Source organism: Rhodoferax sp., from assembly GCF_028715765.1.
Taxonomy (GTDB): domain Bacteria; phylum Pseudomonadota; class Gammaproteobacteria; order Burkholderiales; family Burkholderiaceae_C; genus Rhodoferax.
In genome coordinates this window covers 47,875-64,050 of sequence record NZ_JAQURE010000008.1, presented here as the reverse complement: position 1 = coordinate 64,050, position 16,176 = coordinate 47,875, and the positions used below count along the sequence as shown (strand labels likewise).

Genomic DNA, 16,176 nt, shown 5'->3' with positions numbered 1-16,176 from the left:
CCTGCCGACATTTATTTACCCAAAGCTCTCCATGACCGAAGAAAACACGCCTGCGCCTACCACCCCAACGTCTGAAAATGCCGTTCACACGGGCGAAAGCACAGCAGACAGCTCCAACTTTCAGCCCACCATTGACGCGCACCAGGTGGGCGCCTCCGAGGCTTATGGCGAAGGCTCCATCCAAATTCTGGAAGGCCTGGAAGCGGTGCGCAAGCGCCCCGGCATGTACATTGGTGACACCAGTGATGGCACCGGTCTGCACCACCTGGTGTTTGAAGTGGTCGACAACTCGATTGACGAATCGCTGGCCGGCCATTGCGACGACATTCTGGTCACCATCCACACCGACAACTCGGTCAGCGTGGTCGACAACGGGCGTGGCATTCCCACCGGTGTCAAGATGGATGACAAGCACGAGCCCAAACGCAGTGCCTCTGAGATCGCCCTGACCGAACTGCATGCCGGCGGCAAGTTCAACCAAAACAGCTACAAAGTCTCTGGCGGCCTGCACGGCGTGGGCGTGAGCTGCGTCAACGCCCTGAGCAAAATGCTGCGCCTGACCGTGCGCCGCGACGGCAAAGTGCATGTGCTTGAATTCAGCAAAGGCTTTGTGCAAAACCGCTTGACTGAGATGGTGGGCGGCGTGGAGGTCTCGCCGATGAAGATCACCGGCGAAACCGAACGCCGGGGCACCGAAGTGCACTTTTTGCCCGACACCGACATCTTCAAAGAAAACAACGACTTTCACTACGAAGTGCTGGCCAAACGCCTGCGCGAGTTGAGCTTTTTGAACAACGGCGTGCGCATTCGTCTGAAAGACGAGCGCAGTGGCAAAGAAGACGACTTTTCCGGTGCCGATGGCGTGCGCGGCTTTGTGAACTTCATCAACAAAGGCAAAACCATCCTCAACCCCAACATTTTTCACGCCATGGGTGACCGCCAAAGCGACCAAGCCACCAACATTGGCGTTGAAGTGGCGATGCAATGGAACAGCGGCTACAACGAACAAGTGCTGTGTTTCACCAACAACATTCCCCAGCGCGACGGCGGCACCCACCTCACCGGCCTGCGTGCCGGCATGACACGGGTCATCAACAAATACATTGACGACAACGAGCTAGCCAAGAAAGCCAAAGTAGAAGTCACCGGCGACGACATGCGTGAAGGCCTAACCTGCGTGCTCTCGGTCAAGGTGCCCGAACCCAAGTTCAGCAGCCAGACCAAAGACAAGCTGGTTTCCAGTGAAGTGCGCGGCCCGGTGGAAGACATTGTGAGCAAGCTGCTGTTTGATTACCTGCAAGAACGCCCGGCAGATGCCAAGATCATCGTTGGCAAAATCATCGAGGCCGCCCGTGCCCGCGAAGCCGCCCGCAAAGCCCGCGACATGACCCGCCGCAAAGGCGTTTTAGATGGCATGGGCTTGCCCGGCAAACTGGCCGACTGCCAGGAAAAAGACCCGGCACTGTGCGAGATTTACATCGTCGAGGGCGACTCCGCCGGTGGCTCCGCCAAGCAAGGCCGCGACCGCAAGTTCCAAGCCATCCTGCCCCTGCGCGGCAAGATTTTGAATGTGGAAAAAGCCCGCTACGAAAAGCTGCTCACCAGCAATGAAATCCTGACCCTCATCACCGCCTTGGGCACCGGCATCGGCAAAGCTGGCGGCAGCACTGGCAATGACGACTTTGACGTGGCCAAGCTGCGCTACCACCGCATCATCATCATGACCGATGCCGACGTTGACGGAGCGCACATCCGCACCTTGCTGCTGACGTTTTTCTACCGCCAGATGCCTGAGCTGGTGGAGCGTGGCCACATTTACATTGCCCAGCCGCCGCTCTACAAGGTGAAAGCCGGGCGCGAAGAACTCTATTTGCAAGGCCCAGCTGACCTTGACACCTTTTTGCTGCGGGTGGCCTTGGTCAACGCCAGCGTGCACACCGGTGGTGAAAACAGCACACCCTTGACTGGCGAGCCCTTGGCAGAATTAGCTAAAAAACACCAGCAAGCCCAGGCCATCATTGCGCGGCTAGCTCACTTTTTAGATGTGTCCGCCTTGCGCGCTATTGCCGATGGTGTGGCGCTTAACCTCGACACCGTGGCCGATGCCGAAGCATCTGCAGCCGCGTTGCAAGCCTTTTTGCCCGATGCCGAAGTGGCCGGTGAATTTGACGTGCGCACCGACAAACCCATTTTGCGCATCAGCCGCCGTCTGCATGGCAACATCAAAAGCAGTGTGCTGACGCAAGACTTTGTCCATGGGGCCGACTACGCTGCCCTGGCTGAAACCGCCAAAACCTTCAAAGGCTTGCTCAGCGCCGGTGCCAAAGTCACCCGCGGTGAAGGCGAGCGCCAAAAAGAGCAAAAAGTAGCCGATTTCCGCGAAGCCGTGGCTTGGCTGATTGCCGAGGCCGAGCGAGCCTCGTCACGCCAGCGTTACAAAGGCTTGGGCGAAATGAACCCTGAGCAGCTCTGGGAAACCACCATGGACCCGACCGTGCGCACCCTGCTGCGCGTGCAAATTGACGATGCCATTGAAGCTGACCGCGTGTTCACCATGCTGATGGGCGACGAAGTGGAACCCCGGCGCGACTTCATCGAAACCAACGCCTTGCAAGCCGGCAACATCGACATTTGACCGGGGGCAATATGGCCAAGGGTTCAGTAACCCTTGGCCACGTTCACCACGCCTGTGACTGGCTCGCCGCGTGCCAGTGCGGCCATCTTGGCCACCATTTGCGCCATGCTGTCGTCCAGCAAAGTGCGCGCTGAGGTGTGCGGAGTCAGGGTAATGCGCGGCTCGTGCCAAAACGGGTGCTCGGCAGGCAGCGGCTCGGTGCGAAACACATCCAGCGTGGCACCCGCCAGGTGGCCGGATTGAATCAGCGCCAGCAAGTCAGCATCCACCACATGGGCGCCACGCGCCACGTTAATGACATAGCCGCCCCGCGGCATGCGGCCAAGCATGTCGTGGTTCAGCAGGTTCACGGTCTCAGGGGTGAGCGGCAGCAGGTTCACCAGCACCCGGCTGCAGGCTAAAAAGTCGTTGAACTGCGCCGCCCCCACAAATGGGGTCAAGCCGGTCAGCGCTTTGGGCGTGCGGCTCCAGCCGTTGACCGGAAACTCAAACTGCGCCAAGGCCTGCGCCACGCGCGCGCCCAGCACACCCAAGCCCATCACCCCCACAGCAAAGTCGCTGCGCTGGCGCGGCGGGTAAAAGGTCCAATGCCCGGCCTGCATGTCGGCGGCATAGGCATTGAGGTCGCGAAAGTGGCGCACCACCGCTTGGCACACGTATTCGGCCATTTGCACGGCCATGCCCGCATCTTCCAGCCGCACCACCACCGCCTGGGGTGGCAAGCGCAGTTTCAGCAAGGCATCGACCCCGGCACCAATGTTGAAAATGGCTTTGAGCTGGGGTTGCTCATCAAAAAAAGCTTGCGGCGGCTGCCAGACCACCGCCATGTCGGCCGCCGCTGCACCCGGCTGCCACACGCTCACCTCGGCCTGCGGCATGGCGGCGCGCAAGCGCACCAGCCACGGCTCAGGCGCCGTGTTGGCGCAGCAAAAGCTGATGCGCATCATTTGATCCACAGGCGCAGCGCATCCCAAGCGCGACCCAGCACATTGGCTTGCTCCACGCCCTGCAAGGCCAGCAGCGGAACCTCGGCCACCGCTTGACCCGCGCTGCTAATTTTCAGCATGCCGACCTGTTGGCCTTGGCTCAGCGGTGCCACCAAGGGGTCGGGGCGCGCCACCTGGGTGGTCAGCTTGGCAGCGCTGCCGCTGGGCACCGCCACCACAATGGCGTGCGGCTGGCCCAGGTTGACGGTGGCTTGTTTGCCTTTCCAGACCGGTGGGCTGACCACGGCTTGGTTGGCATCAAACAGCTTCACGGCTTCAAACGCGGTGTAGCCCCAGTTCAGCAGCTTTTGCGACTCGCTGGCGCGGGCGTTTTCGCTGGCGGTGCCCAGCACAATCGACAGCAAGCGGCGGCTGCCCAGCCCCGGCACGTCGCGGTGTGCGGTGGCAATCAGGCAATAGCCAGCGGCTTCGGTGTGGCCGGTTTTCAGGCCGTCCACGCTGGGGTCACGAAACAGCAGCAGGTTGCGGTTGTTGTCGTTGGCTGCAGGGGTGCCAGGGTAGCGGTATTTTTTGATGGCGTAGTAAGGCACATATTCAGGAAAGTCTTGCATCAAGCGGGTGGCCAACACGCTCAAATCGCGCGCCGTGGTGGTGTGGCCGGCTTGCGTGAGGCCTTCGGGGTTGTGGTAACCGGTGGCCTTCATGCCCAGCAGCTGGGCCTGGTCGTTCATCAGTTGCACAAAGCGCTCTACCGTCCCGCCCACACCTTCGGCCAAAGCCACCGTGGCATCGTTGCCGCTTTGCACCACCATGCCCTTGATCAAGTCTTCCACTGGCACCTGCATTTTGGGGTCGATGAACATGCGCGAACCCGGCATCTTCCAGGCGCGCTCACTGACCGGCAGGGTTTGCTTGAGATCGATTTTTTTGCTGCGCAGGGCATCAAACACCAAGTAGGCCGTCATCAGCTTGGTCAGCGAAGCCGGCTCGACCGCAGCATCAATGTCTTTGGCGGCCAGAATTTGGTTGGCTGTCACGTCCAGCAGCAGGTAAGAGCGCGCTGCTATTTCAGGCGGCACCGGCGTTTGCGCCGCCACCGACAGGCTCAACGCGGCCAGCAAAGAAAACAAGAATTTTTTCATGGGATTGGATGTGTGTGTCAGTTTGTGCATTGAATTTGATATTAAATATATAGCTTCTCATGCTTATAGAATAAGCGCTACAGGCATAAAAAGCTTATAAAAATAATTGGCAGCTGTGGTATGCCAGCCCCCACCCCTGCCCTCCCCCAGAGGGGGAGGGGAAAAGCTGCAAAAGCCTAGCGCCCTACGTCTGCGGGCAGCCGCAGGCGCTCGACGATTTGGCCATTTTTCAGGTGGGAGTCGACAATTTCATCAATGTCGCTGTTGTCCACGTAGCTGTACCACACCGCCTCGGGGTAAACCACGGCCACCGGGCCACCGGCGCAGCGGTCTAGGCACCCGGCTTTGTTGACCCGCACTTGGCCGGGGCCGGCCAGGCCAGCGGCCTTGACTTGAACTTTGCAGTGGTCAAAAGCAGCTTGTGCGCCGTGGTGGCTGCAACAGTCTTCACCGGGTTGGCGTTCGTTCAAGCAAAAAAAGATGTGCCGTTGGTAGTAGCTGGGGGCAGAGTCTGCCGGGGCTGAAGACAAGGGGAGCGGGGATGGGGTTTGAAGGTGCGTCATGCGGCTGATTTTAGGATTCTGGTGCCCTGTCCCACAGCACATTGAGCACATACACCGTGGCGGCAAAAGGCCACAGCCAGCCTAGCCATTGCGCCAAGCCATAAAAGCGGATGAATTGCCCTTGCTCCCAAGAAAACAGTGTTTGCGCTACATACGAGCCCATGGGGGTCTGGTTGATCAAACTCAAGTCCAACCCCAGCGCCAGCAAGGCCAGTGCCGCGCTGGCACGCCGTGGCAGCCAAAGCAGCGCCGCGGCCAACACCGCCACGCACACCATGGCGGCTTTGACGGGGGTCGTCAACCACAGCCAGGCGTAGGCGGGGCCATAACTCAAGGCATTGCTCAGCGCCGTGCTAGCCACCCCCACCCCCACCAACAGCACCACAAATCGCACGCGTTTGAGCCAAGCGCCAATGATGCAGTAACCCAGCAAACACGGTATCCACAAGCCCAGCAACACGGCCGACCACTCCACCGCGGGCAGCATGGGCTGCAGTTCAACCTCGCGCAGCGGCAGCCACTCCTGCAGGGGGCTGTTCACCAGCCACTGCGCCAAGGCGGCTTCTAGCCGCTCCAGCACTTGCCCCAGGCCAAACGGCACCACCGTGGGAAACAGCAGCGCCACGGGCCACAGCGCCAGCAGCACCAAGCCACCCCGCGCATCGGCCACAAACCAGTGCGCCCGAAAACGGCTCCAGCGCAGCAACACGCCCAGCCGCTCCAGGCTCCAGGCACTGGCTGCACCCAGCGCTCCGCCGCCGATATTGAGCAACAAATCCAAGTTAGAGGGCACCCGGCCAGGCAAATACACCTGCAGTGTTTCCATGCTCAGCGACAACCCGGCACAGGCCAGCAGCGCCATCGGCAGCGCCACCGCCGAGCGGCCGCTGCGCAAAGCTGCCAAAGCCAGAAAAAACCCAAACGGCATGTAGCCCAACACGTTCGACACCACATCAAAACCCGTCCAATAGGTGAGCAGTGGCGCCGTCAAAAAAAACCACGGCGCAATGCCTTGGTCACGCCAAGGGGCAAACGGGTACAGACTGGCGTAAAGAATCAAGCCCAGACAAACCCAGGCCAGTGGCCATGCCGAGGTTTTGTGTGTCGGCATCACGCCGCCCTAAAAGGGCTTGAGCACCACCAGGCAGACGATGATCAGCATCAAGATCACCGGCGCTTCATTGAACCAGCGGTACCAGACATGGCTGTGGCGCTGCTCACCACGCTCAAACTTCTTCAGCATCACACTGCAGGCATGGTGGTAGCCCAGCACCACCAGCACTGCGGTCAGCTTGGCATGCATCCAGGCATTGCCCGGGCCCCAACCGATGCCGTAGCCCACCCACAGCCAAATGCCCAACCCCAAGGCCGGAATGGCAATGATGGTCATGAAGCGCAGCAACTTGCGCGCCATCAGCAGCAAGCGCGCGCGCTCGGCACCCGAGTCAGCCGGCACCATGGCCAGGTTGACATAAATACGCGGCAGGTAAAACAAGCCAGCAAACCAGCTGGCCACAAAGACAATGTGTAAAGATTTGATCCAGAGCATGATTCAAGTTTAAGTGATTCCGTTTTCAGATCGATACGACATTAGGCGCGAAGCCGCAGACAGTGCCAGCGCACGGCATGGCGTTGCAACAACATGTCGGATGGATATAGAAATGGAATGAGACCCGGCAAGGGAAATTTTGAGCAAAAAAAAACCCCAGCACAAGGGCTGGGGTGGTAAGCCTATTTGCTGTCACACATCAAGGCCCCGCTCAGGGAGGAAAAGCGGGGAGCAGTAAACTGCTCGGGACGTAATTTAACAAAAATTTTTGCAGTTTTCACCAAACCTGAAAAAAAACCTGAAAAAAATGTCATTACGATGACATCTCTTCACCTGGAGCCCCCTCAATGACACCTTATGCCGCCTACCCCATGGGTCGCCCACGCCGCTTGCGCCGCGACACCTTTACCCGCAACCTGGTGCGTGAAAACACCCTGACCGCCCACGACCTGATCTACCCGGTGTTTGTGGTGGACGGCTCTCAGCAGCGCCAACCGGTGGCATCCATGCCCGGTGTAGAGCGCTTGAGCCTGGACCTGCTGCTGCCGGTGGCTGAAGATTGCGTCAAGCTGGGTATACCCGTGATGGCGCTTTTCCCGGTGGTAGACCAGTCGCTCAAAACCTACGACGGCCGCGAAGCCCTGAACCCCACCGGCCTGGTGCCGCGCGTGGTGCAAGCCCTGAAGAAAGAATTTCCCGAGCTGGGCATCATGTGTGACGTGGCGCTGGACCCCTTCACCAGCCATGGCCAAGACGGCCTGCCTGACCCCCGCCCGGAAGAAAACGGCTACATCATGAACGAGGCCACGATCGACATGCTGGTCAAGCAAGCCCTGACCCAAGCCGAGGCCGGCGCCGACATTGTGGCGCCCAGCGACATGATGGACGGCCGCATTGGCGCCATACGCCAAGCGCTTGAGGCCAACCACTTCATCCACACCCGCATCATGGCCTACAGCGCCAAATACGCCAGCAGCTTTTACGGGCCGTTTCGCGATGCCGTGGGCTCGTCAGGCAACCTGGGCAAAAGCAACAAAAAGGTCTACCAAATGGATCCCGCCAACAGCAATGAAGCGCTGCGCGAAGTGGCGCTGGACATTGCCGAAGGTGCCGACATGGTGATGGTCAAGCCCGGCATGCCCTACCTAGACGTGGTACGCCGCGTGAAAGACACTTTTTTGGTACCCACTTTTGCCTACCAGGTGTCAGGCGAATACGCCATGCTGAAAGCCGCCGCCCAAAACGGCTGGCTTGACCACGACGCCGTCATGCTTGAGAGCCTGCTGGCCTTCAAGCGCGCCGGTGCCGACGGCATCTTGACCTATTTCGCCCGCGATGCCGCCAGATTAATACAAAATTAATAGCTTCTTACGCTTGTTTCATAAGCGCTACAGACCTAAATGCTATTGATCTGCAGCCACACACTTTGACACCTGCATGCGACTCCTCTCGATCCACGCCAACCAAGTCACTGAGCGCCAGTTGGCCGACCCCGCCCAGCTGCTGGCAAGCGTGCCACTGTCTGAGCAAGGTTACCTGTGGCTGATGTGCACGCGCGAGGAACTGGCCCAGTTTCACACCCAGCTGCAAGCCGCGCTGCTGCGCCTGTGCGGCGTGCAAATGGTCGACCTGCATGTGTCTGACCTGCTCAATGTGCAACTGCCCTCGCGCTACGACTTCACTTCGCAATACGACCTGCTGGTGTTTCGCCGCCTCAGCACCCGCCCAGCCGACAACGCCACCGCCACCGAGCCCGGCCTGAAGCTGGGGCGCAAAGGTGGCCCGCCGATCTTGCGGCGCATTGACACCAGCCCGATTGGCTTTGTGGTGTTTGAACGGCTGCTGCTCAGCGTGCACCCGCAAGATGTGGCCCCGCGCGACGCCTATGTCAACCGGCTGCTGGCCACCACCAGCCTGGCCACCCAGCCGCTGCTTGCAGACAACGCGCCAGACAACCGCTCCACCGGCGCACGTGGCATTGCCGCCGACCCGGCTGACCTGATGCTGCGCATCGTCAACCACATGGTGGACGGTTTTTTGGCACTGCGCCGCGAACTCAGCCAACAGCTAGACCACTGGCAAGCCGAGCTGCTGAACCCCAAAACACGTTTCAGCAACTGGAGCGCCCTGCTCGACGCCCGGCTGGCGTTGCACCAGCTTGATGCCCTGTGTGAAGACCAGCGCAGCGCCATGCAAGACTGGCTGGAGGCACTGAAAACACAGCCCGAATGCAGCAGCTTGCTGGGGCAGCACGCGCACGACATGCTGCAAGTGCGCAGCCGCGATGTGCTGGAGCACATTGAGCGCGTGGTGCACCACGTGCGCCGGTTAGAGCAAAACGCCGAAACTGCAGTGCAAATGCACTTCAACGCACAAAGCCACCGCACCAACGAGATCATGCGCACGCTGACCGTGCTGACCGCCATTTTTCTGCCGCTGAACCTGATTGCCGGCATTTTTGGCATGAACTTCGAATTCATCCCGCTGCTGCACCAGTCCAACGGCTTCTGGCTGGCCATGACCGCCATGGTGCTGATTGCGACCAGCCTGGTGGCGTTTTTCTGGCGCAAGCGCTACCTGGAGCGCTCGGCCCGCTGAACTGAATTGGAAACCCATGCGCATTGAAGCCACCGCGCACACCCTGCCCCGGCTGCACCTGGCTGGCACGTTGGCCATTGTGGTGCTGCTGACACTGCTGCTGGGTGGTTACTACAGTTGGCGTAGCGCGCAAGACCACCAGGCTTCGCTGGCGCGCATTGCCCAAACCGTGCAAGCCCAGCAGCACAGCCGCCTGACGGCCGAGCTTGACTCGGCGGTGAATTTTTTGGAATTCACCCGCAACCGTACCGAGGCGGTGCTGAAAAAGAGCCTGCGTGAGCAAGTGGACGTGGCCATGCAGGTCGCGCAAGCCATTTATGACCGCGAGTCGCCGCAAAAAAGCCCCAGTGAGGTCAAGCATTTGATCACCGAGGCACTGCGCGGGGTGCGGTTTTACGATGGGCGTGGCTACTATTTCATTGACGATTTCAAGGGCCAGTTCATTTTGTTGCCCACCGCCCCGCAGCTTGAAGGCCGCACCAACCTGGACAACCGCGACGACAACGGCCATTTCATCATGCGCGGTTTGATTGCCGCCGCACAAAGCCCCGACGGTGCCGGCTATTCACGCTACCGCTGGTACATGCCCGACCAGCCCCAGGTGATGGCCGACAAATTGGCTTATGTGCGCCGTTTTGCCCCCTATGACTGGCTGATTGGCACCGGCGACTACACCTACAAATGGGAAGAGCAGCAACAAAAAGAAGTGATTGACCGCCTGCGCGCGCTGCAATTTGGCCGCAGTGGCTACATTGGCCTGCTGGATCGCCAAGGGGTGTCGTTGCTCTCACCCTCTGATAACCGGCTAGAAGGTCAGCACTACCAGCGCATGCCTGCAGCACAGCAACAAGCACTGGCACTGCTGCTGGCCAAGGCGCAAGCCGGCGGAGGCTTTGTCAATTACGTCTGGCCAGACCAGCGCACTGGCACGCAAGTTCACAAAACGGCTTTGGTGCGCCAGGTTGAGCCCTGGGGTTGGGTGCTGGTGGCCACCCTGGCTGACAATGAGATGCAGGCCGCGCTGCAGCATGATTTAGAAGCCTATGGCCTCAGCGGCCAACCCTCATGGCGCCACCTGCTATGGCCGCTGGCACTGGCGTTGGCCTTGGGGCTGGCAGCTTCTTATGCCTTTGCCCGCTGGTCGCGCACGCTGTTTCAGCGCTACCAGGCCAACCTGCAAGCACAAACACAAGCCTTGCAAGAGCGCGAGGCCTTGTTTCGCGCGGTGTTTGACAACGCAGCGGTGGGCATTGCCCAAATTGCCCCTGATGGCAAGTTTTTGCAAATCAACCAACAGTTTTGCCAACTGATTGGCTACAGCCATAAAGAGGTGATGGCGCAGGGCTTTGACTTTCAGCGCATCACCCTGCCCGAAGACCTGGCGGCTGACTTGGCTCAGGTGCAGCGCCTGCTCTCGGGCCAAGCCAGCAGTTACCAGCTAGAAAAGCGCTATGTGCACCAAGACGGCCATTGGGTTTGGGTCAACCTGGCAGTGCAACTGGTGCGCAACGCGCAGGGGGAACCGCTTTACTTTATTTCAGCGGTGTCTGACATCAGCGCCCGTAAAGCGGCTGACCAAGCCCTGCAGCTGGCCGCCAGCGTGTTCACCCACGCCCGCGAGGGCATCATGATCACCGCGCCAGACGGCCGCATTGTCAACGTCAATACCGCTTTCAGCCGCATCACCGGCTACAGCCGCGACGAGGTGCTGGGGCGCAACCCGCACCTGCTCAGTTCGGGTCGGCACGACCAGGCTTACTTTGAGGCCATGTGGAAAGGCTTGCTGGAAAAAGACCACTGGTACGGCGAAATTTGGAACCGGCGCAAAAGCGGCGAGCTGTTTGTGGAAATGCAAACCATCAGCGCGGTGCGCGATGCACAGGGGCAGATTGGGCACTTTGTGGCCTTGTTTTCAGATATCACGGCGCTCAAGGCGCACGAGCAGCAGCTTGAACATATGGCGCATTTTGATGCCCTGACTGGCCTGCCCAACCGCGTGCTGCTGGCCGACCGCTTGCACCAGGCCATGCACAACGCCCAGCGGCGTGGCCTGCAACTGGCCGTGGTGTACCTTGACCTGGATGGCTTCAAGCTCATCAACGACACCCATGGCCACGAAGTGGGCGACCAGCTGTTGATGACGCTGGCCGAGCGCATGAAGCAGGTCTTGCGTGAAGGCGACACGCTGGCGCGCCTGGGGGGTGACGAATTTGTGGCGGTGGTGGTGGACTTGCCGCAGCGCGAAGCCTGTGCGCCGCTGCTGCAACGGCTGCTGGATGCCGCGCACACGCCGGTGGCGCTGCCCGAGGGGCAGGTGCAAGTGTCGGCCAGCCTGGGCGTGACGTATTTCCCGCAAACCGAAGAGATTGATGCTGACCAGCTTCAGCGCCAGGCTGACCAGGCCATGTACCAGGCCAAACTGGCCGGCAAAAACCGCTACCACGCCTTTGACACCGAGCAAGACCGCCACCTGCGCGGCTCGCGCGAGAGCCAAGACCGCATTCGTCAAGCCCTCGAACAAGGCGAGCTGGTGCTGTATTACCAACCCAAAGTCAACATGCGCAGCGGGCAAGTGGTGGGGGCAGAGGCCTTGATTCGCTGGCAGCACCCCGAGCGCGGCTTGGTGCCACCGATTGAATTTTTGCCCGCCATTGAAAACCACATGTTGATGGTGGAGGTAGGTGAATGGGTGATGCACACTGCGTTGACCCAACTGCAGGCCTGGCAAGCCATGGGGCTGAACCTGCCGGTGAGCGTGAACGTGAGCGCACGCCAAATGCAGCAACACAATTTTGTGCCCCGGCTGGAAGCCATCTTGGCCGACCACCCCGGTGTCAGCCCGGCATTGCTGGAGCTTGAGGTGCTGGAAACCAGCGCGCTGGAAGACATTGGCTCGGCCTCGCACGTGATCGAGCAGTGCCAACAATTGGGCTTGCGCTTTGCGTTGGATGACTTTGGCACCGGCTACTCGTCGCTCACCTACCTCAAGCGGCTGCCGGTGGCGCAGCTCAAAATTGACCAAAGCTTTGTGCGCGACATGTTGGAAGACCCTGACGACCTGGCTATTTTGAAAGGCGTGATTGGGCTGGCAGAGGCCTTTCACCGCGAGGTCATTGCCGAAGGCGTGGAAACCGTGGCGCACGGCGCCGCCCTGCTGGCCTTGGGCTGCGAGCTGGGTCAAGGCTATGGCATTGCCCGCCCCATGCCCGCCGCAGAACTGCCCGGCTGGGTGCAGCAGTGGCGGCCAGATGCGGCCTGGATCAGTGCCTGACCTGGGTGCCGTTCACAGGCAAGTGTGCTGCAATGGACGCGTTGCTTGGCGCAAATGACACCATGCATTTATATATAATTTATGGCTGTAGCCCTTATGAAATAAGCGTGAGTAGCTATAAAAAATTAATAACACCAACCTTGCCAGATGCCAAACCATAGCCTGACCGACTGGGGCGTTGTGGCCATCTTTGGCACGGTCTACCTCGGCATGATTTTGGGTGGTTTGCCGCGCTTGAAGCTCGACCGCTCGGGCGTGGCTTTGCTGGGTGCCATTGGCGTGGTGGGCTTGGGCGACATGAGCGTGGCGCAAGCCGCCCAGGCGGTGGACTTGCCCACCGTGCTGCTGCTGTTTTCATTCATGGTGGTGTCGGCACAAATGCGTTTGGGTGGGTTTTACACCTGGGTCACGCAGCGCGTGGCGGCCTGGCCACTGGGGCGCCACGCGCTGCTGGGTGCCTTGATTGCGGTGGCGGGGGTGCTGTCAGCGGTGTTCTCCAACGACATCATTTGCCTGGCCATGACGCCGGTGGTGGTGCAGCTGTGCCGCCAGCGGCAGCTGGACCCGGTGCCCTTTTTGCTGGGGCTGGCGTGCGCGGCCAACATCGGCTCGGCTGCCACGCTGATTGGCAACCCACAAAACATGTTGATTGGCTCGGTCATGCAACTGCCTTTTGGTGGCTATGTGCGCCACGCCTGGGTGCCGGTGGGTTTGAGTTTGCTGCTGCTTTGGGCATGGCTGGTGTGGGGGCCTGCCGCGCCGGGCAGGCAGGCTGGCGCCCCTCACATCGATGCGCCAGACCCCTGGGTGCCAGCTGCAGCCACGTTGCCAGTCCCGGCTTTTGATGTGTGGCAAAGCGCCAAAGGGCTGCTGGTGGCGCTGGCGCTGATGGTGGTGTTTGTGTTCACCCCGTGGCCGCGTGAGGTGGCGGCGCTGGTCGGCGCGGGGCTGCTGCTGCTCAGTCGCAAGCTGCACTCATCACACGTCATGGGGCTGGTGGACTGGCCGCTGCTGGTGCTGTTCATGGGCTTGTTTGTGGTCAACCAGGCGTTTGAGTCCACCGGGCTGGCGGCGCAGGCGGTGGCCTGGCTGGCAGCGCAAGGTGTGCATTTGGCAGACCCCGGCATGCTGTTGGTGGCAACGCTGGGCTTGTCAAACCTGGTCTCCAACGTGCCCGCGGTGATGCTGCTGCTGCCGCACCTGCAGGGTTTTCAGGCCGGTTTGACGCTGGCGCTGGTCAGCACCCTGGCGGGTAACCTGCTGCTGGTGGGCTCGATTGCCAATTTGATTGTGGTGGACCTGGCGCGCCAAAGCGGCGTGACCATAGACTGGCGCATGCATGCCCGCGTGGGCGTGCCGGTGACGCTGCTGACACTGGCGCTGGTGTGGGCATGGCTGCGCTGGGCAACCCTTGGGTAAGGCAGTCTGTGGTGTTTTCAGCAAGATTGGTGCACTCGCCTTATGATCAAAGTCCACCCTGTAATGAATGAAAATTTGCCCACTCTGCTATGCCTACCGCCGAACATTTGATCGCCCAGACTGATATTTTTCCGTGGAGTGACACGTTTGCCACCGGCATTGAGGTGATTGACGCGCAGCATCACAAATTGGTCGATTTGCTCAACAAACTGGCCGGGCACATGGCATTTGGCTCAGATGAGTTGATCTTGACTGCGGTATTTGACGAACTGGCTGATTACGCCGTCTACCATTTTCAAACTGAAGAAGGTGTGTGGGCACGCCACCTGGGGCAAGACAGCCTGGTGCTGGCGCACCACCAAACCCACCGTGAATTCGTCGCGCAAGTGGGGCAGGCACGGCTGAAGTTGAGCCAGATGAGCTCGGACGCGACGGTCGAAGAGATGGTGTCTTTTTTGACCCACTGGCTGGCGTTTCACATTCTTGAAGACGACACCCACATGGCCAAGCTGGTGCTGGCGGTGCAAAGTGGCTGCAGCATGGATCAGGCCAAGGCTCAGGCGACCGCCCAAATGAAAAGTGCCGCGCATGTGCTGATCACCACAGTGCTGAGCATGTATGACAACCTGTCCATGCGCACCTTGGCGCTGCTGCGCGAGGTCAGCCAGCGCCGCCGCGCCGAAGAAAAGCTACGCTTGTCAAGCAACATCATTGAGAGCTCCACAGACGGCATTTTCATCACCGACACCCAAGGGCTGGTGATTGATGTCAACCCGGCCTTTTGCCTTGAATTGCAGCGCACGCACGCCACCTTGCTGGGGCAATCCATTGTGGCGCTGATGCCCAGTTTGCTGGGCACCGAGCCAGGGCAAACCGCTTGGCAAGCCTGCACCGAGGCGGGCCACTGGGCTGGCGAGCTGAGCATGCGCAAGCCCGATGGCGAGCTGGAAACCATTTGGTTGAAACTCACACGGGTGTTAGACGAAACGCTGCAAGTGCAGCATGTGGTGGGCATGATTTCATCCATTTCGCAATTGGTGGCACGCCACCAGGCGCTAGAGAACGCGGCCAACCATGATGTGCTGACTGGTCTGCCCAACCGCCGCCTGCTGACCGACCGGCTGGCACAGGCGCTGCAACACAGCAAGCGCAACCGCACGCCACTGGCGGTGTGCTACTTGGATTTGGATGGGTTCAAGCCCATCAACGACCGGCTTGGGCATGCCGCAGGCGACGAGGTGCTGCGCGTGGTGGCGCAGCGCATGCAGCACGCCCTGCGCGGTGCCGATACCGTGGCGCGCATGGGCGGCGACGAGTTTGTGCTGCTGCTGGGAGATGCGGGTGGCATGGATGAGGTCACGCACCGGCTGCACCAAATGATGTCTGAACTGACCGAGCCGATTGAAACCCACGCGCAGGCAGTGCGGGTGGGCATCAGCATGGGGCTCACGCTGTTCCCCGCCGACCCGGCCAGCGCTGATGACTTGCTGCGCCACGCCGACCAAATGTTGTACGCCGCCAAGGCCGACGGCAAAGGCTGCCTGCGCGTGTATGCAAGCAGCGCTGGATAAAGTTTTATCTGGTGGTGTCGGTCAGCCTAATGGAGGTGAGCACCTCATCAATGGCTGGTGTGCTGATGGCTGGCATGGCTCAAGCGCTTGCCGTGGGGCAAGTCACGCAACCGGGTGAACATGTCGCGGCAATAGCCGTCAATTTTCAGACACTTGTTGATCTCATCGATCGGCAGCGGGCCTGACACCACCACGATGTCGTTGGCATGCTCAAGTGCACCACTGGCACGCAAGCGCCGACGCGTGTTGTTGGCCCAGCAATGAATGCGCTGCGGGCTGCCGTGTTCACGCAGCGCGCCCGTGCTGGCCTCAAATGCAATCGCCACCGTGTCGGTTTTGAGGCGCAGGCGGTGCTCACCCGTGACCTTGCTGACCGGCGTGCTGAGGTCGTACAAATGGTAGTTTCCTTCTTTGAGTTGGTATTGCAGCGTCATGGTCTTGTCCTTGGTTGCTGACATTTTGCAAGACCCACCCCTGGCTT

12 protein-coding genes are annotated in these 16,176 nt (G+C 60.3%); 6 read left to right on the top strand and 6 right to left on the bottom strand.

Annotated features, from left to right (window positions below; all coding sequences use genetic code 11):
• The first annotated feature begins 31 nt into the window (after positions 1-31).
• Entirely contained in the window at positions 32-2,635 is a 2,604-nt protein-coding gene (gene gyrB / locus PHT20_RS04875) for a DNA topoisomerase (ATP-hydrolyzing) subunit B (RefSeq protein ID WP_301019655.1), read from the top strand.
• Between the two features lie 23 nt (positions 2,636-2,658).
• Here the strand turns inward: gyrB and PHT20_RS04870 are convergent, their stop codons facing one another.
• The 5 genes from PHT20_RS04870 to PHT20_RS04850 form a co-directional block, all read right to left on the bottom strand.
• Positions 2,659-3,579 (bottom strand): glyoxylate/hydroxypyruvate reductase A, encoded by a 921-nt coding sequence (locus PHT20_RS04870; protein ID WP_301019654.1) that lies wholly within the window; start codon positions 3,577-3,579, stop codon positions 2,659-2,661.
• On the bottom strand, positions 3,579-4,724 hold the full coding sequence (locus tag PHT20_RS04865; RefSeq protein WP_301019653.1) for a D-alanyl-D-alanine carboxypeptidase family protein: 1,146 nt from the start codon (positions 4,722-4,724) through the stop codon (positions 3,579-3,581). The genes PHT20_RS04870 and PHT20_RS04865 overlap by 1 nt, the downstream gene beginning before the upstream one ends.
• 176 nt (positions 4,725-4,900) lie before the next feature.
• Positions 4,901-5,287 (bottom strand): (2Fe-2S) ferredoxin domain-containing protein, encoded by a 387-nt coding sequence (locus PHT20_RS04860; protein WP_301019652.1) that lies wholly within the window; start codon positions 5,285-5,287, stop codon positions 4,901-4,903.
• Positions 5,288-5,297: 10 nt separating this feature from the next.
• Complete coding sequence (locus PHT20_RS04855) at positions 5,298-6,398, bottom strand: VanZ family protein (protein WP_301019651.1); 1,101 nt, start codon at positions 6,396-6,398, stop codon at positions 5,298-5,300.
• Positions 6,399-6,407: 9 nt separating this feature from the next.
• Positions 6,408-6,836: a CopD family protein gene (locus PHT20_RS04850; protein ID WP_300084315.1), complete on the bottom strand. Its 429-nt coding sequence runs from the start codon at positions 6,834-6,836 to the stop codon at positions 6,408-6,410.
• A gap of 347 nt (positions 6,837-7,183) precedes the next feature.
• Here PHT20_RS04850 and hemB point away from each other — a divergent pair, with 347 nt between their 5' ends.
• The 5 genes from hemB to PHT20_RS04825 all read left to right on the top strand — a co-directional run bounded on the left by hemB (position 7,184) and on the right by PHT20_RS04825 (position 15,695).
• Positions 7,184-8,197, top strand: a complete 1,014-nt coding sequence (gene hemB, locus PHT20_RS04845; RefSeq protein WP_301019650.1) for a porphobilinogen synthase — start codon at positions 7,184-7,186, stop codon at positions 8,195-8,197.
• 76 nt (positions 8,198-8,273) lie between these two features.
• Positions 8,274-9,434: a magnesium transporter CorA family protein gene (locus tag PHT20_RS04840; protein WP_301019649.1), complete on the top strand. Its 1,161-nt coding sequence runs from the start codon at positions 8,274-8,276 to the stop codon at positions 9,432-9,434.
• Between the two features lie 16 nt (positions 9,435-9,450).
• Complete coding sequence (locus PHT20_RS04835; RefSeq protein WP_301019648.1) at positions 9,451-12,705, top strand: cache domain-containing protein; 3,255 nt, start codon at positions 9,451-9,453, stop codon at positions 12,703-12,705.
• A 147-nt stretch (positions 12,706-12,852) separates the two neighbouring features.
• Positions 12,853-14,124, top strand: a complete 1,272-nt coding sequence (locus tag PHT20_RS04830) for an anion transporter (RefSeq protein WP_301019647.1) — start codon at positions 12,853-12,855, stop codon at positions 14,122-14,124.
• Between the two features lie 89 nt (positions 14,125-14,213).
• Positions 14,214-15,695 carry a bacteriohemerythrin gene (locus PHT20_RS04825; protein WP_301019646.1) on the top strand — a complete coding sequence of 494 codons (1,482 nt, stop codon included), beginning with the start codon at positions 14,214-14,216 and terminating at the stop codon, positions 15,693-15,695.
• A gap of 47 nt (positions 15,696-15,742) precedes the next feature.
• Here the strand turns inward: PHT20_RS04825 and PHT20_RS04820 are convergent, their stop codons facing one another.
• Complete coding sequence (locus tag PHT20_RS04820) at positions 15,743-16,129, bottom strand: hypothetical protein (protein ID WP_300084301.1); 387 nt, start codon at positions 16,127-16,129, stop codon at positions 15,743-15,745.
• Positions 16,130-16,176 lie beyond the last annotated feature (47 nt).

Excerpts from the sequence above, each read along its gene's own strand:
- gyrB (WP_301019655.1), top strand. The coding sequence starts at position 32 with ATGACCGAAGAAAACACGCCTGCGCCTACCACCCCAACGTCTGAAAAT.
- PHT20_RS04870 (WP_301019654.1), bottom strand. The coding sequence starts at position 3,579 with ATGCGCATCAGCTTTTGCTGCGCCAACACGGCGCCTGAGCCGTGGCTG.
- PHT20_RS04865 (WP_301019653.1), bottom strand. The coding sequence starts at position 4,724 with ATGAAAAAATTCTTGTTTTCTTTGCTGGCCGCGTTGAGCCTGTCGGTG.
- PHT20_RS04860 (WP_301019652.1), bottom strand. The coding sequence starts at position 5,287 with ATGACGCACCTTCAAACCCCATCCCCGCTCCCCTTGTCTTCAGCCCCG.
- PHT20_RS04855 (WP_301019651.1), bottom strand. The coding sequence starts at position 6,398 with ATGCCGACACACAAAACCTCGGCATGGCCACTGGCCTGGGTTTGTCTG.
- PHT20_RS04850 (WP_300084315.1), bottom strand. The coding sequence starts at position 6,836 with ATGCTCTGGATCAAATCTTTACACATTGTCTTTGTGGCCAGCTGGTTT.
- hemB (WP_301019650.1), top strand. The coding sequence starts at position 7,184 with ATGACACCTTATGCCGCCTACCCCATGGGTCGCCCACGCCGCTTGCGC.
- PHT20_RS04840 (WP_301019649.1), top strand. The coding sequence starts at position 8,274 with ATGCGACTCCTCTCGATCCACGCCAACCAAGTCACTGAGCGCCAGTTG.
- PHT20_RS04835 (WP_301019648.1), top strand. The coding sequence starts at position 9,451 with ATGCGCATTGAAGCCACCGCGCACACCCTGCCCCGGCTGCACCTGGCT.
- PHT20_RS04830 (WP_301019647.1), top strand. The coding sequence starts at position 12,853 with ATGCCAAACCATAGCCTGACCGACTGGGGCGTTGTGGCCATCTTTGGC.
- PHT20_RS04825 (WP_301019646.1), top strand. The coding sequence starts at position 14,214 with ATGCCTACCGCCGAACATTTGATCGCCCAGACTGATATTTTTCCGTGG.
- PHT20_RS04820 (WP_300084301.1), bottom strand. The coding sequence starts at position 16,129 with ATGACGCTGCAATACCAACTCAAAGAAGGAAACTACCATTTGTACGAC.